Below are 14,372 nucleotides of genomic sequence, written 5' to 3'. Positions count from 1 at the left end.
CCCGTATCCCCTCCTCCCCTCCACTCCCTTCCCCTCGACAATCCGCTGCTCATTCCCTTATGCCGCGCACCCCGAGCCCCGAGGAGCCAGCCTTGCCACCCTCCGCCTCCCCCCAGCCCGCCCATACCGACGGCCCCGCCGACCCGAGCGGCCCGGCCGGCGCCGCCGCTCCGGCCGGCCCGGGCCCCACGCCCCCCTGCGGCCCGGACGGCGCAGCCTGGCGCCGCGCCGCCCGTCGCCTCCTCGCCAAGACCCTCGCCGAGCTGGCGTACGAGGAGGTCATTACCCCCGAGCCGGACGGCACCGCCCCCTGCGGCACCCCGCGCTACCGCCTTCCCCTCACCCCCGACGTCACCTACCGCTTCCACGCCCGCCGCGGCGCATACGGGCACTGGCGCGTCGACCCGGACTCCGTCACGCCCACCGGCGACCCCCTGCATTTCCTCTTCCACGCCCACGACACCGTCCTGGGCCTGCATGGCGACACCACCGGCCACCTCATCCGCGAGCTGACCGCCACGCTCGCCGCCGACACCCGGCTGGACGCGGCCGCCCTCACCGCCGCCGAGCTGGCCGACCTCGACTACCCGGCTCTCGAAGGCCACCAGACCGGCCACCCCTGGCTGATCGCCAACAAGGGACGGCTCGGCTTCTCCGCCGCCGACGCCGCGCGCTGGGCCCCCGAAGCCCGCACCCCCTGCCGGCTGCCCTGGATCGCCGCCCACCGCGACCTCGCCCGCTACCGCGGCACCGGCCCGCTGGCCACCCCCGACCGCCTCTACTCCGAAGAACTCACCCCCGAACTCCGCGAGACCTTCGCCCGCACCCTCACCGACCAGGGCCTCGACCCCGCCGACTACCTCTACCTCCCCGTCCACCCCTGGCAGTGGGACGAGACCATCGCCCCGCTCTACGCCCCCCAGATCGCCGACAAATTCATCGTCCCACTCACCACTGACAACGACCTCCGGCTGCCGCAGCAGTCGATCCGCACCTTCCTCAACACCAGCCGCCCGCACGCCCGCACGGTCAAGCTCCCGCTGTCCGTCCTCAACACCCTCGTCTGGCGCGGCCTGCCCACCGAGCGCACCCTCGCGGCCCCCGCCGTCACCGCCTGGGTCCAGGGCCTGCGCGACGCCGACCCGTACCTCCGCGACGAGACCCGCGTGATCCTCCTGGGCGAGACTGCGTCCGTCACCGTCGAACACCCCCTGTACGACCGCATCCCCGGCGTCCCGTACCAGTACAAGGAGCTGCTCGGCTGCATCTGGCGCGAGCCGCTCGCCCCGCTGCTCGACCCCGGCGAGCGCGCCCGCACCCTCGCCTCGCTCCTGCAGACCGACCCGCACGGCCGGGCGCTGACCGCCGAGCTGGTCCACCGCTCCGGGCTCGCGCCGCACACCTGGCTGCGCCACCTCTTCGCCGCCCTGCTGCCGCCGCTGCTGCACTTCCTCTACCAGTACGGCACCGTCTTCTCCCCGCACGGCGAGAACGCCATCGTCTGCTTCGACGCGCACGACGTGCCCACCCGCCTCGCGGTCAAGGACTTCGTCGACGACGTCAATACGACCGACGGCCCGCTCCTGGAGCTGGCCGCCATGCCCGGGGACGTCCGCGAGATCCTGCTCACCGAACCGCCCGCCTTCTTGACCCAGTTCATCCATTCCGGGCTGTTCGTCGGCGTGTTCCGCTATCTGGCGCCGCTCTGCGAAGATCAACTGGGCGTCCCCGAGGGCGACTTCTGGTCACTCGTCCGGGCCGAGATCCTGCGCCACCACGAGCGCTTCCCGCAGCTCAAGGAGCGCCACACGATGTTCGACCTGCTCACCCCGCAGATCGAGCGCCTCTGCCTCAACCGCAACCGTCTCCACATGGACGGCTACCGTGATCGCCCGGACCGCCCGCACGCCGCCGTGCACGGCATGATCCCGAATCCGCTGCACGCCCCCTGACGCGCCCGTGCGACGGCCGCGGACCGGCCGGGACGCGGCGTGGTGTCAGTGGGCCCGCGTAGGGTGGCAACGCTATGACGAAGCCCTCCCTCCCCGAACTGCTCCATGCCGCCGTGGCCGCCGTCGGCGGCACCGAGCGCCCCGGCCAGGTCGCCATGGCCGAGGCGGTCGCCGAGGCCGTCGACGACGGCACCCACCTGCTCGCCCAGGCCGGCACCGGCACCGGAAAGTCGATCGGCTATCTGGTCCCGGCCCTGGCCCACGGCGAGCGCGTGGTGATCGCCACCGCGACCCTCGCGCTGCAGCGGCAGCTGGTCGAGCGTGACCTGCCGCGTACGGTCGACGCGCTGCACCCGCTGCTGCGCCGCAAGCCGCAGTTCGCCACGCTCAAGGGCCGGTCGAACTATCTCTGCCTGCACCGCCTCCATGAGGGCGTGCCGCAGGAAGAGGAGGAGGGCCTGTTCGACCCCTTCGAGCAGGCCACGGCGACGAGCAAGCTCGGCAAGGACCTGCTGCGGCTGCGGGACTGGGCGGACGAGACGGAGACCGGCGACCGGGACGCGCTCACCCCGGGCGTCTCCGACCGGGCCTGGGGCCAGGTCTCGGTGTCCTCCCGGGAGTGCCTGGGCGCATCGAAGTGCGCGTACGGCGCGGAGTGCTTCGCGGAAGCCGCCCGGGAGCGGGCGAAGCTCGCCGACGTGGTCGTCACGAACCACGCGCTGCTCGCGATCGACGCCATCGAGGGCGCGCCGGTCCTGCCGCAGCACGAGGTGCTGATCATCGACGAGGCCCACGAGCTGGTCTCCCGGGTCACCGGCGTGGCCACGGGGGAGCTCACTCCGGGCCAGGTCAACCGCGCGGTGCGCCGCGCCGCCAAGCTCGTGAACGAGAAGGCCGCCGACCAGCTGCAGACCGCCTCCGAGACCTTCGAGCGGCTGATGGAGCTGGCGCTGCCGGGCCGTCTGGAGGAGATCCCGGAGGACCTGGGGTACTGCCTGATGGCGCTGCGCGACGCCGCCCGTACGGTGATCTCCGCGCTCGGATCGACCCGCGACAAGTCCGTCCAGGACGAGGACGCGGTGCGCAAGCAGGCGCTGGCCTCCGTGGAGAACGTGCACGCGGTGGCCGAGCGGATCGCGAACGGCTCCGAGTACGACGTGGTCTGGTACGAGCGCCACGACCGCTTCGGTGCCTCGCTGCGCGTCGCCCCGCTGTCGGTGTCCGGACTGCTGCGCGAGAAGCTCTTCGAGGACCGCTCGGTCGTGCTGACCTCGGCGACCCTCAAGCTCGGCGGCGACTTCAACGGCGTGGCGGCCTCGCTGGGGCTGGCCCCCGAGGGCACGCAGGGGGAGGACGCGCCGCCCTGGAAGGGCCTCGACGTCGGCTCGCCGTTCGACTACGCGAAGCAGGGCATTCTGTACGTCGCCAAGCATCTGAACCAGCCGGGGCGCGAGGGCACCCGCACGGACATGCTGGACGAGCTGGCGGAGCTGGTGGAGGCGGCCGGCGGGCGCACGCTCGGGCTGTTCTCCTCGATGCGGGCCGCGCAGGCGGCCGCCGAGGAGCTGCGCGGCCGGCTGGACGTGCCGATCCTGCTGCAGGGCGAGGAGACGCTCGGCGAGCTGATCCGGGCCTTCGCGGCGGATCCGCGTACGTGCCTGTTCGGGACGCTCTCGCTGTGGCAGGGCGTGGACGTGCCGGGAGCGAGCTGCCAGCTGGTGGTCATGGACCGGGTGCCGTTCCCGCGCCCCGACGATCCGCTGATGAGCGCCCGCCAGAAGGCCGTGGAGGAGGCCGGGGGCAATGGCTTCATGGCGGTCGCGGCGACGCATGCGGCGCTGCTCATGGCCCAGGGCGCGGGCCGCCTGATCCGCGCCTCCGGGGACCGCGGCGTGGTCGCCTGCCTGGACCCCCGGGTCGAGCGGGCGCGGTACGGCTCGTTCCTGCGCGCCTCGATGCCCGGCTTCTGGTACACCACCGACCGCAATCAGGTCCGCCGCTCCCTGGCCGCCATCAACGCGGCCGCCCAGGCGGCCGAGAAGGCCGCTGAGGGGGCCGCTGCGGCGGGGGAGAAGGCCGCCGAGGAGCCGGAGACGGCGGACGCGCAGTAGCGCCGCACCGGCCCCTGTGGCGGGCCGCCGCGGGCCCCTGCGCGGGCCTGGGCTTCGGCACCGCACACGTGCGCGGGCCTCGTATACCGATCGGCATACGAGGCCCGTAGCGTCATGGCCGCGGTCGGCTCCTCGGGAGCGGTGGCTCCGTGCGGGCGCCGCCGGGCCGGCCGTGGTCACTCAGACCCGGCGGAGCACCGCCACCACCTTGCCGAGGATGGTCGCCTCGTCGCCGGGGATGGGCTGGTACGCGGCGTTGTGCGGGAGCAGCCAGACGTGGCCGTCCTCGCGCTTGAAGCGCTTCACCGTGGCCTCGCCGTCGAGCATCGCGGCGACGATGTCGCCGTTCTCCGCGACCGGCTGGCGGCGGACCGTGACCCAGTCGCCGTCGCAGATCGCGGCCTCGACCATGGAGTCACCGACGACCTTGAGCACGAACAGCTCGCCGTCGCCCACCAGCTGCCGGGGGAGGGGGAAGACGTCCTCGACGGACTCCTCCGCGAGGATCGGGCCACCGGCGGCGATCCGGCCCACCAGCGGGACGTACGACGCCGCGGGCTTGCCCGTGGTGTCCGCCGGGGCCGAGGCGGGCTGGTCCGAGCCGCGGACCTCGTACGCGCGGGGGCGGTGCGGGTCGCGGCGGAGGAAGCCCTTGCGCTCCAGGGCCATCAGCTGGTGTGCCACCGACGACGTGCTCGAGAGGCCCACCGCCTGGCCGATCTCGCGCATGGACGGCGGATAGCCGCGCCGCTGGACGGAGTCCCGGATGACCTCGATGACCCGTCGCTGCCGGTCGGTGAGGCCCGAGCTGTCCGCGCGGATTCCTGGAGGGCGCCCGGGCAGCGAGCGTGCCGGCTTCTGGCCCTCCGGGCTCACCGTGGCGTCGTCCATCGGCGGTTTCTGCGTCGGCTCGAAGCGGCCCTGGGAGTGGCTTTGTGCGGCAATGATCGCGCTGTCTGCGGTGGTGGTCACGTCGGCTGCCCCTCTCGGAATGTATCTCCCTAGTTAGCCAACGGTAGTTGCTTTCGAAAGGTTGCGCCAAACACACGTTCGAGTGAAAAACCGCAGATTAGCTGACCTGATCAGGGCATTGGGTGTATGGCCGCGAGCGACCGAAAGGCGATAACGGGCATTACGGTACCGTTCCCGCCGGCAATCCCCGGCGGCGGGTCTCCGTTCCGGCTGCGGTTCCGCGACGATCATGGCGCGTCCGTCGTGACCTGCCCAAGTCTGTCATTGCCGCCCCTCCGCGGCGGCCACCGGGGGGTCTCACGTAGTCTCGTGGCTGCTGCGCCGCCGCGACACGCGGTGCGTGCATTTTCTCGCCCGGCACCACATGTAGTGCTTGGATGGGCGACAGCCACCAGACGTTGTGGTCCATGGTCTTCTTCGGCCCGTGGATCGCCTATGCTTGTGGTCGCTCCGGAGGCCCCCGTTCGGGCCCTGTCCGGGCTATCAGCCGTACGCCGGATCGGTTGGCGTGCGTCCGTTTTCGAGGGTGAGGAGGGCAAGCCATGCACTGCCCCTTCTGCAGGCACCCCGACAGCCGGGTGGTGGACAGCCGCACCACCGACGACGGCACCTCGATCCGCCGCCGCCGGCAGTGCCCCGACTGCTCCCGGCGGTTCACCACGATCGAGACGGCGTCACTCACGGTGATCAAGCGGAGCGGGGTCACCGAGCCCTTCAGCCGCGACAAGGTCATCGCCGGGGTGCGCAAGGCGTGCCAGGGCCGGCCGGTCAGCGAGGACGCGCTCGCCAAGCTCGGCCAGCGGGTCGAGGAAGCGGTGCGCGCGACCGGCAGCGCCGAGCTGTCCACGCATGACGTCGGGCTCGCCATACTGGGCCCGCTCCAGGAGCTGGACCTGGTGGCGTACCTGCGCTTCGCGAGCGTGTACCGGGCGTTCGACTCGCTCGAAGATTTTGAGGCGGCCATCGCGGAGCTGCGGGAGCAGCGGCCGCCCGCGCAGCACTGCGGGAACTGCGGGGAGGCCGAGGATTCGGCGGTCCCCGCGCCCGCCCCCGCCGCCGACTGAGCTCGGCGCGCGACCAAGACCTCGCCGGGGCTGAGCAGGAGCCCCGGCGCAGCAAGACATACACCGTGCCACGGGAAGAAGTGTGCACATCAGGGCGTTTACGCCTGTACAGGGAGGCGGCATGACAGAGACGACGAGCGGCCCGGCGCGAGGCTCCCGAAAGGGCAGCAAGGCGAGCAAGGGTCTGCGTATCGAGCGCATCCACACCACCCCCGGCGTGCATCCGTACGACGAGGTGGCGTGGGAGAGCCGTGACGTCGTCATGACCAATTGGCGCGACGGCTCGGTCAATTTCGAGCAGCGTGGCGTCGAGTTCCCCGACTTCTGGTCGGTGAACGCGGTCAACATCGTCACAAGCAAGTACTTCCGTGGCGCGGTCGGCTCCCCGGAGCGCGAGAAGAGCCTCAAGCAGCTCATCGACCGCGTGGTGAAGACGTACCGGAAGTCCGGTGAGGAGAACGGTTACTTCGCCTCCCCGGCCGACGCGGAGATCTTTGAACACGAGGTGGCGTACGCGCTGCTCCACCAGGTCTTCAGCTTCAACTCGCCGGTCTGGTTCAACGTCGGCACCAAGCAGCCGCAGCAGGTCAGCGCCTGCTTCATCCTCTCCGTCGACGACTCCATGGAGTCGATCCTGGACTGGTACAAGGAAGAGGGGATGATCTTCAAGGGCGGCTCCGGCGCCGGCCTGAACCTCTCCCGCATCCGCTCCTCCAAGGAGCTGCTCTCCTCCGGCGGCAACGCTTCCGGCCCGGTCTCCTTCATGCGCGGCGCCGACGCGTCCGCCGGCACCATCAAGTCGGGCGGCGCCACCCGCCGCGCCGCCAAGATGGTCGTCCTGGACGTGGACCACCCGGACGTCGAGGCGTTCATCGAGACCAAGGTCTCCGAGGAAGAGAAGATCCGCGCGCTGCGCGACGCGGGCTTCGACATGGACCTGGGCGGCGACGACATCGCCTCCGTCCAGTACCAGAACGCCAACAACTCGGTCCGCGTGAACGACGAGTTCATGAAGGCCGTGGAGTCCGGTTCGAAGTTCGGCCTGCGCGGCCGGCTGAACGGCGAGGTCATCGAGGAGGTCGACGCCAAGGGCCTGTTCCGCAAGATGGCCGAGGCCGCCTGGGCCTGCGCCGACCCCGGCATCCAGTACGACGACACCATCAACCACTGGCACACCTCGCCGGAGTCGGGCCGGATCACCGCCTCGAACCCGTGCAGCGAGTACATGCACCTGGACAACTCCTCGTGCAACCTGGCCTCGCTCAACCTCATGAAGTTCCTGCGCGACGACGACAAGGGCAACCAGTCGTTCGACGCCGAGCGCTTCGCCAAGGTCGTCGAGCTGGTCATCACCGCGATGGACATCTCCATCTGCTTCGCGGACTTCCCGACCGAGAAGATCGGTGAGACCACCCGCGCCTTCCGCCAGCTGGGCATCGGTTACGCCAACCTCGGCGCCCTGCTCATGGCCACGGGCCACGCGTACGACTCCGACGGCGGCCGCGCGCTCGCCGGTGCCATCACCTCCCTGATGACCGGTACCTCGTACAAGCGCTCCGCCGAGCTGGCCTCGGTCGTCGGTCCGTACGACGGTTACGCCCGCAACGCCGACGCCCACAAGCGCGTCATGAAGCAGCACGCGGACGCCAACGGTGCCGCCACGCGCATGGACGACCTGGACACCCCGGTGTGGGCCGCGGCCACCGAGGCGTGGCAGGACGTCATCCGCCTCGGCGAGAAGAACGGCTTCCGCAACGCGCAGGCTTCGGTGCTGGCCCCCACCGGCACCATCGGCCTGATGATGGACTGCGACACCACGGGCGTCGAGCCGGACCTGGCCCTGGTCAAGTTCAAGAAGCTCGTCGGCGGCGGCTCGATGCAGATCGTGAACAACACGGTCCCGAAGGCGCTGAAGCGCCTGGGCTACCAGCCCGAGCAGGTCGAGGCGATCGTCGCCCACATCGCCGAGCACGGCAACGTGGTCGACGCCCCGGCCCTGAAGCCCGAGCACTACGAGGTCTTCGACTGCGCCATGGGCGAGCGCTCCATCTCCCCGATGGGCCACGTCCGCATGATGGCCGCCGCCCAGCCGTTCCTCTCAGGCGCGATCTCCAAGACGGTCAACGTCCCCGAGTCCGCCACGGTCGAGGAGATCGAGGACGTCTACTTCCAGGGCTGGAAGCTCGGCCTGAAGGCGCTCGCGATCTACCGCGACAACTGCAAGGTCGGCCAGCCGCTCTCCGCCAAGAAGAAGGAGGAGGAGAAGAAGGCCGAGCCGGTCGCCGAGAAGAAGGTCGTCGAGTACCGCCCGGTCCGCAAGCGTCTTCCGAAGGGCCGTCCCGGCATCACCACCTCCTTCACCGTCGGCGGCGCCGAGGGTTACATGACGGCCAACTCCTACCCGGACGACGGCCTGGGCGAGGTCTTCCTGAAGATGTCCAAGCAGGGCTCGACCCTCGCGGGCATGATGGACGCCTTCTCGATCGCCGTCTCGGTCGGCCTCCAGTACGGCGTGCCGCTGGAGACCTACGTCTCGAAGTTCACCAACATGCGCTTCGAGCCGGCCGGCATGACGGACGACCCGGACGTGCGGATGGCGCAGTCGATCGTCGACTACATCTTCCGCCGCCTGGCGCTGGACTTCCTGCCCTTCGAGACCCGCTCGGCGCTCGGCATCCACTCCGTCGAGGAGCGCCAGCGTCACCTGGAGACCGGTTCGTACGAGCCGGCCGAGGACGAGCTCGACATCCAGGGCCTGGCCCAGTCGGCCCCGCTGACCCAGCAGTCCGCGCCGGCCTCCACCGAGGAGGTCGTCGAGGAGACCGCGGCGCCGGCCCCGAAGCAGGCGCACACCAACGCGGAGCTGGTCGAGATGCAGCTGGGCATCAACGCCGACGCCCCGCTGTGCTTCTCCTGCGGCACGAAGATGCAGCGCGCCGGCAGCTGCTACCTCTGCGAGGGCTGCGGCTCCACGAGCGGCTGCAGCTGACAGCGCGCCCCTCGGGGCAGCTGACGCAGCGCCCCTCGGGGCGTGCATGAACCGCTGAGGGCGGTGGAGGCGGGATTCCGCCTCCACCGCCCTCGCGCGTTGACTGCCGGCCTCGCGCCCGGTGGGCTTCCGGTCCCGTCCTGCGCCGCGGCCGAGCCGTGGCGGTCAGCCGGCGGCGGGCCGCCGTCCCATCGCCGACGCGAACTCGTCGGGGTCGGTGTCGAAGCCGCGGACGCCGCTGATGAGCTGCCACTTCCCGTCGCCGTCCCGGACGAACTCCGCGACCACCGCGGCCGTGGCGTCCGGGAAGCGGGCGAAGTCGTCCTTCGCCAGCTCGTCGTAGCCCTCCAGGACGCGCACCAGGGTGTGCGGTATGTCGCCGAACGTCCGGCGCCCGCCCCGCTGCTGGATGACGACGCCCACCACCACCCGGCCGTACCGCTCCGCCAGCCGCGAGAACTCCAGCGTCATCGCCTCGTCGTCGCCGAATCCCTGGCCGGTCTTGCTGTCCCGCTTCAGGGTGATGGTGCCGTCGGGGGAGCGGCTGTCGAAGTGCACGAGGTACGCGGGCTCGCCGTACAGCGCGTCCGTGGTGTACGTCGCCGCGATGATGTCGAGGTCGTTGGCGGGCTCGCCCTGGGGGCTCGGGTCCCATTTCAGCGTGACCTCGGCCTTGTCGATCCCCTTGTTGAGACTGCTCACCAGACTTCCCTTCTTCGGCCCCGGAGCACCGTGGCCGGGCGCTTCCCGTGAATCACCCATGCTGCCACGCGGGTCTGACATGCGGTGTGTGCCCGCCCTCATCCGCCCTGTACCGCGCACGAGTTGAGGTGTGCGTACTGTGACGCGCAGTGACGCAAGGGGCACCAGGGGCCGTACGATGGCGCGGTGCTGGTCAAATGGATTCGCTGCACTGTTGTGGACCGCGGGGGGTTCGAACGGGGGCAGCGCAAATGGGCGGGGCTGCCCGGGGAGCCGGGCTTCCGGGGGCAGGGCGGCGGCTGGAGCCGGACCCGCCCCGGCGTCGCGCATCTCGTGGCCTTCTGGGAGAGCAGGGCGTTCTACGACTCGTTCATGGCGAGATCGCACGACCGCCTGGCCGCCGCGCAGGCCGGCACGTACAAGAACGGCCAGACCCGCCTCTTCGAACACGAGCTGGACGTGAAGGTCGGCTTCCGCCCCGTCTTCGAGGACGCCGATGTGCTGCGGCTGGCGTACTGCCAGGTCAGGGCCGACCGGGTCGACCACTACAAGCTGATGCAGGAGAAGATCTGGAACCCCGCGATGGCGGGCTCCCCCGGGATGCTGCGCGGCATGCTGGGGCGCGCCCCGGGGGAGGAGTTCCTGGTCCTCTCGATGTGGCAGTCGGCGGCCGAACGCGGCAAGTACCGTCCGGAACGGCTCGAACGGCTGGCCCTGCGGGCCCAGACGGCCGCCGACATCATGGGCGTCACCGGCGATGTGGTCGATCTTGAGCCTTCGTGGACGGTGTGACGCCCCAAGGGCGTGAGCGTGACGACCCACGAGGATAAGGGGGGCGCCGCTCGCGGTCAGGTGTCCCTCGTGAACGTTCCTGCGTGTGCTGCCGCCAGGGCGATGGCGACGGCCTGGTCGGCATCCGGCTCGTCCAGGCCCTCGCGGGTGATGAACAGACGGAAGAACAGCGGGGCCGCTACCGCGCGTACCAGCGCTCCGCCGTCGAGGGCCGACCGCGGCCCGGGCAGCTCGCCGCGCGCGACGGCGCGGTCCACGACCACCTCGCAGCGCGCGAACCGTTCGGCGTAGTACGCACGCAGCGCCTGCGCGGCCGGCTCGGACTGGAAGGCGGCGGCGATCACCGCCGAGCTGGGCGCGGCGGCCGCGGGGTCGGCGAAGGAGTGCACGACCTCCAGCGCGAGCGCGCGCAGATCACCGTCGAGCGAACCGGTGTCGGGCGGTGCCCAGCCGTCCTCGCCGGCCAGGTCGAGGGTGTCGGCGACCAGCCCGTCGACACCGCCCCAGCGGCGGTAGAGCGTCGTCTTGTGCACGCCGGAGTGCTCGGCGACGTACTCGACGGTCAGGCCGGAGTAGCCGTGCTCGGTGAGGCCGGTCAGGACGGCGTCGCGGACGGCCGCCCGCGTGCGTGCGGTACGGCCGCCGGGCCGGCGGGTGCCCGGGCGGGCGGCGCCGGTGCCGGCTGTGGTCTGCGGCTGCGCGGCCTGCGCGCTCTGCTCGTTGTCCACAGGCAAATGCTACTCCACTTGCGTTAGGTGGGTGATCGTGCCATCATCGTCAGCGTAACGCAACAACTGTCGCATTACGTTACGACCGGTCGCTGGTGCGGCCGCGGGGGAGGTCACCGATGTTCACTCAGGTCTTCCAGAGGTTGCAGGTCTTCCAGGGCTGCGGGTCCGGGGGCCGGGAGCGCCCCGGGCGTGGGGCGGCGCCTCGTTTTAGGCTGGCGGCATGGCACGCCCCCGACGCATCGTCCTCATCAGGCATGGAGAGTCCCAGGGAAATATCGATGACACGGTGTACGAGCGGGAGCCCGACCACGCGCTGGGCCTGACGGAGCGCGGCGTCAAGCAGGCCGAGGAGGCTGGTGCGCAGCTGCGGGCGGTCTTCGGGGACGAGCGGATATCCGCGTACGTCTCTCCGTACCGCCGCACGCACCAGACGTTCCAGGCGCTCGGCCTGGACAAGGAGCGGGTCCGGGTCCGCGAGGAGCCGCGCCTGCGCGAGCAGGACTGGGGGAACTGGCAGGACCGGGACGACGTGCGGCTTCAGAAGGCGTACCGCGACGCCTACGGCCACTTCTTCTACCGCTTTGCCCAGGGGGAGTCGGGGGCGGACGTCTACGACCGGGTGGGCGCGTTCCTTGAGAGCCTGTGGCGCAGCTTCGAGGCGCCCGACCATCCGCCGAACGTTCTGATCGTCACGCACGGGCTGACCATGCGCTTGTTCTGTATGAGGTGGTTCCACTGGACCGTTGCCGAATTTGAATCGCTGTCCAATCCCCACAATGCCGATCACCGCACTCTGCTGCTCGGTCCGGACGGGCGGTACCGCCTTGACCGGCCGTTCGAGAGCTGGTGTACACCGCAGTCCTACGGGAGCACCGGTTAGAGTGCAACCGATGACCGCCGATCACCGTGACAGTGACGCACAGCGCTTCGCGCGGGCCCTGGAGAGCCTGCGGGGGCTTGCCGTGGGCGACGCCCTGGGATCCCAGTTCTTCGTGCCCGCCCATTACCCCGCGCTCAAGAGCCGCGCCCTGCCGCCGGCGCCCTGGCGGTGGACCGACGACACCGAGATGGCCGCTTCCGTGCTGGCCGTACTGACCGAGCACGGCCGTATCGACCAGGACGCGCTCGCCCGCTCCTTCGCGGAGCACCACGACGTCGACCGCGCGTACGGTCCCGCCGTGGACCGGCTGCTCCGCCAGGTGCGGGAGGGGCAGGACTGGCGCGAGCTGGCCTCGGCGCTCTTCAAGGGGCAGGGCTCGTGGGGGAACGGCGCCGCCATGCGCATCGCCCCGCTGGGTGCCTGGTACGCCGACGATCCCGAGCAGGCCACGCACCAGGCGGAGATCTCGGCGTACGTCACGCACCAGCACCGTGAGGCGGTCGTCGGGGCGATGGCGGTGGCGGCCGCGGCCGCGCTGGTCGCCGCGCCGGACCGGGTCACCGGCCCGGAAGCGCTGCTGGACGGCGTCATGGAGCTGATCCCGCGCAGCGCGGTCCAGGCGGGGCTGCGGCGCGCCCGCGACATGCTCGACTACGCCGACGCGAGCACGGTCGCCGCGGTGCTCGGCTGCGGTCGGCGGACCACCGCCCATGACACCGTGCCGTTCACGCTGTGGGCCGCCGCGCGCAACCTGGGCAGCTACGAGCAGGCGTTCTGGACCACCGCCCGGGCGGGCGGTGATGTGGACACCACGTGCGCGATCGTCGGCGCGATCGTCGCGGCCGGCCCGGAGGGCGCACCGCCGGAGGAATGGCTGTCCGGCACGGAGGCCCTCCCGTCCTGGCTGCCGGGCGGGGCGGCCTGAGGTAGGTCCGGAGTCGCCTGGGCGGGTCGGCTGAGGTTGTCCGTCGGCTCGAAAGCGTCGCTTGAGGCGTGTCGGCGGGGACGTGTGGCGTTGGTCAGGGCTTCTCGGGCTGGGGTGGGTGCGGCGTAGCCTTGGTATGGGGCCCTGCGGGGTGTTGCCGGGGGCTGGAAGCGTCGGGGTGCTCGGTGAAGGTCGGGAGCATGCGTAGCACCAAGTCTCAGAGGGTGCGGCTCGGAGGGGGCCACGCGCGTCACCTTCCGGACGGTGAGCCGGATCGTGCTCCGGACGCTGGGTCGGATCGCGCTCCGGGCGGTGCGCCCGAGGTCGAGTCGGGCGGTGCGTCCGAGGATGAGCCGGACCGTGCGCCGGTCGGGGAGTCGGGCCGTGCGCCGGACGGTGAGTCGGGCCGGGTTTCGCGTCGTGTTCCGCGGCCCGTTTCGGGGGGTGACAACACCGGGCGGGTGGGGCGAATTGCGCGTGGGGGACCCGCGGTGCGAGGCGGTGGTGGGCGGGGGCGTACTCTGTCTGGCGCCATGCCCTACGAGCCCCCTACTCACACCGTCGAGCGATCGCTGCGCGCCACGACGGGCGCCAAGATCATCGCAGGAGTGGACGAGGTCGGGCGCGGAGCCTGGGCCGGCCCGGTGAGCGTCTGCGCCGCCGTGACCGGACTGCGCCGCCCGCCCGCCGGACTCACCGACTCCAAGCTGCTGACCCCCAAGCGCCGCGACGAACTCGCCGCCGTGCTCAGCGACTGGGTCACCTGTCACGCCCTCGGCCACGCAAGCCCCGAGGAGATCGACGAACTGGGCATGACCGCCGCCCTCCGGCTGGCCGCCGTCCGCGCGCTGGAAGCCCTTCCGGTCCGGCCCGACGCGGTCATCCTCGACGGCAAGCACGACTACCTCGGTGCCCCTTGGAGGGTCCGTACGGTCATCAAGGGCGACCAGTCCTGCGTCGCCGTCGCCGCCGCCTCGGTGATAGCGAAGGTGCGGCGCGACGCGATGATGGCCGAACTGGGCCTGGAACACGAGCACTTCGGCTTCGCGGAGAACGCCGGCTACCCCTCGCCGGTGCACCGTGCGGCCCTCGAGGAGTGGGGCCCGACCCCGCACCACCGGGTGTCGTGGTCCTACATGGACGCGCTGCCCCGCTGGCAGCACCTGAAGAAGGTGCGCCTCACCCCAGAATCAGCCGCTCTGGAGGCCGGTGGCCAACTCGGCTTCGACTTCTGAGCGGTACGGATGTGAATCC

At 71.2% G+C, this 14,372-nt stretch carries 11 protein-coding genes; 8 read left to right on the top strand and 3 right to left on the bottom strand.

Annotated features, from left to right (window positions below; all coding sequences use genetic code 11):
- Window positions 1-59 precede the first annotated feature (59 nt).
- Both ACIGXO_RS07710 and ACIGXO_RS07705 read left to right on the top strand, forming a co-directional pair.
- Entirely contained in the window at window positions 60-1,952 is a 1,893-nt protein-coding gene (locus ACIGXO_RS07710; RefSeq protein ID WP_399781777.1) for an IucA/IucC family protein, read from the top strand.
- 74 nt (window positions 1,953-2,026) lie between these two features.
- Window positions 2,027-4,063 carry an ATP-dependent DNA helicase gene (locus ACIGXO_RS07705; RefSeq protein WP_399781774.1) on the top strand — a complete coding sequence of 679 codons (2,037 nt, stop codon included), beginning with the start codon at window positions 2,027-2,029 and terminating at the stop codon, window positions 4,061-4,063.
- A 180-nt stretch (window positions 4,064-4,243) separates the two neighbouring features.
- On the opposite strand, the gene lexA is transcribed toward ACIGXO_RS07705, so the two are convergent.
- Complete coding sequence (lexA, locus tag ACIGXO_RS07700) at window positions 4,244-5,035, bottom strand: transcriptional repressor LexA (RefSeq protein ID WP_031057317.1); 792 nt, start codon at window positions 5,033-5,035, stop codon at window positions 4,244-4,246.
- Between the two features lie 542 nt (window positions 5,036-5,577).
- Between lexA and nrdR the strand changes: the two genes are divergently transcribed.
- Entirely contained in the window at window positions 5,578-6,099 is a 522-nt protein-coding gene (gene nrdR / locus ACIGXO_RS07695; RefSeq protein WP_399781770.1) for a transcriptional regulator NrdR, read from the top strand.
- Between the two features lie 121 nt (window positions 6,100-6,220).
- Window positions 6,221-9,088 (top strand): vitamin B12-dependent ribonucleotide reductase, encoded by a 2,868-nt coding sequence (locus ACIGXO_RS07690; protein ID WP_399781767.1) that lies wholly within the window; start codon window positions 6,221-6,223, stop codon window positions 9,086-9,088.
- A 165-nt stretch (window positions 9,089-9,253) separates the two neighbouring features.
- Here ACIGXO_RS07690 and ACIGXO_RS07685 read toward each other — a convergent pair whose 3' ends face one another.
- Window positions 9,254-9,790 carry a TerD family protein gene (locus ACIGXO_RS07685; RefSeq protein ID WP_399781764.1) on the bottom strand — a complete coding sequence of 179 codons (537 nt, stop codon included), beginning with the start codon at window positions 9,788-9,790 and terminating at the stop codon, window positions 9,254-9,256.
- A 186-nt stretch (window positions 9,791-9,976) separates the two neighbouring features.
- On the opposite strand from ACIGXO_RS07685, the gene ACIGXO_RS07680 reads away from it, so the two are divergent.
- Window positions 9,977-10,582, top strand: a complete 606-nt coding sequence (locus ACIGXO_RS07680; RefSeq protein ID WP_399781761.1) for a YdbC family protein — start codon at window positions 9,977-9,979, stop codon at window positions 10,580-10,582.
- A gap of 56 nt (window positions 10,583-10,638) precedes the next feature.
- On the opposite strand, the gene ACIGXO_RS07675 is transcribed toward ACIGXO_RS07680, so the two are convergent.
- Window positions 10,639-11,310, bottom strand: coding sequence for a TetR/AcrR family transcriptional regulator C-terminal ligand-binding domain-containing protein (locus ACIGXO_RS07675; protein ID WP_399781759.1), 672 nt, complete (start codon window positions 11,308-11,310; stop codon window positions 10,639-10,641).
- Window positions 11,311-11,533: 223 nt separating this feature from the next.
- Here ACIGXO_RS07675 and ACIGXO_RS07670 point away from each other — a divergent pair, with 223 nt between their 5' ends.
- From ACIGXO_RS07670 to ACIGXO_RS07660, 3 genes are all read left to right on the top strand, one after another.
- Window positions 11,534-12,193 (top strand): histidine phosphatase family protein, encoded by a 660-nt coding sequence (locus ACIGXO_RS07670; RefSeq protein ID WP_399781756.1) that lies wholly within the window; start codon window positions 11,534-11,536, stop codon window positions 12,191-12,193.
- 10 nt (window positions 12,194-12,203) lie between these two features.
- Window positions 12,204-13,118, top strand: a complete 915-nt coding sequence (locus ACIGXO_RS07665) for an ADP-ribosylglycohydrolase family protein (protein ID WP_399781752.1) — start codon at window positions 12,204-12,206, stop codon at window positions 13,116-13,118.
- Between the two features lie 533 nt (window positions 13,119-13,651).
- Window positions 13,652-14,353: a ribonuclease HII gene (locus tag ACIGXO_RS07660; protein ID WP_399781749.1), complete on the top strand. Its 702-nt coding sequence runs from the start codon at window positions 13,652-13,654 to the stop codon at window positions 14,351-14,353.
- Window positions 14,354-14,372 lie beyond the last annotated feature (19 nt).

The sequence above is a fragment of the Streptomyces sp. NPDC053542 genome (assembly GCF_044544685.1).
Taxonomy (GTDB): domain Bacteria; phylum Actinomycetota; class Actinomycetes; order Streptomycetales; family Streptomycetaceae; genus Streptomyces.
The sequence above is the reverse complement of the archived record's forward strand: the minus strand, read 5'-3'. Positions and strand labels throughout refer to the sequence as shown.

Excerpts from the sequence above, each read along its gene's own strand:
- ACIGXO_RS07705 (WP_399781774.1), top strand. The coding sequence starts at position 2,027 with ATGACGAAGCCCTCCCTCCCCGAACTGCTCCATGCCGCCGTGGCCGCC.
- nrdR (WP_399781770.1), top strand. The coding sequence starts at position 5,578 with ATGCACTGCCCCTTCTGCAGGCACCCCGACAGCCGGGTGGTGGACAGC.
- ACIGXO_RS07690 (WP_399781767.1), top strand. The coding sequence starts at position 6,221 with ATGACAGAGACGACGAGCGGCCCGGCGCGAGGCTCCCGAAAGGGCAGC.
- ACIGXO_RS07670 (WP_399781756.1), top strand. The coding sequence starts at position 11,534 with ATGGCACGCCCCCGACGCATCGTCCTCATCAGGCATGGAGAGTCCCAG.
- ACIGXO_RS07660 (WP_399781749.1), top strand. The coding sequence starts at position 13,652 with ATGCCCTACGAGCCCCCTACTCACACCGTCGAGCGATCGCTGCGCGCC.
- ACIGXO_RS07665 (WP_399781752.1), top strand. The coding sequence starts at position 12,204 with ATGACCGCCGATCACCGTGACAGTGACGCACAGCGCTTCGCGCGGGCC.
- ACIGXO_RS07710 (WP_399781777.1), top strand. The coding sequence starts at position 60 with ATGCCGCGCACCCCGAGCCCCGAGGAGCCAGCCTTGCCACCCTCCGCC.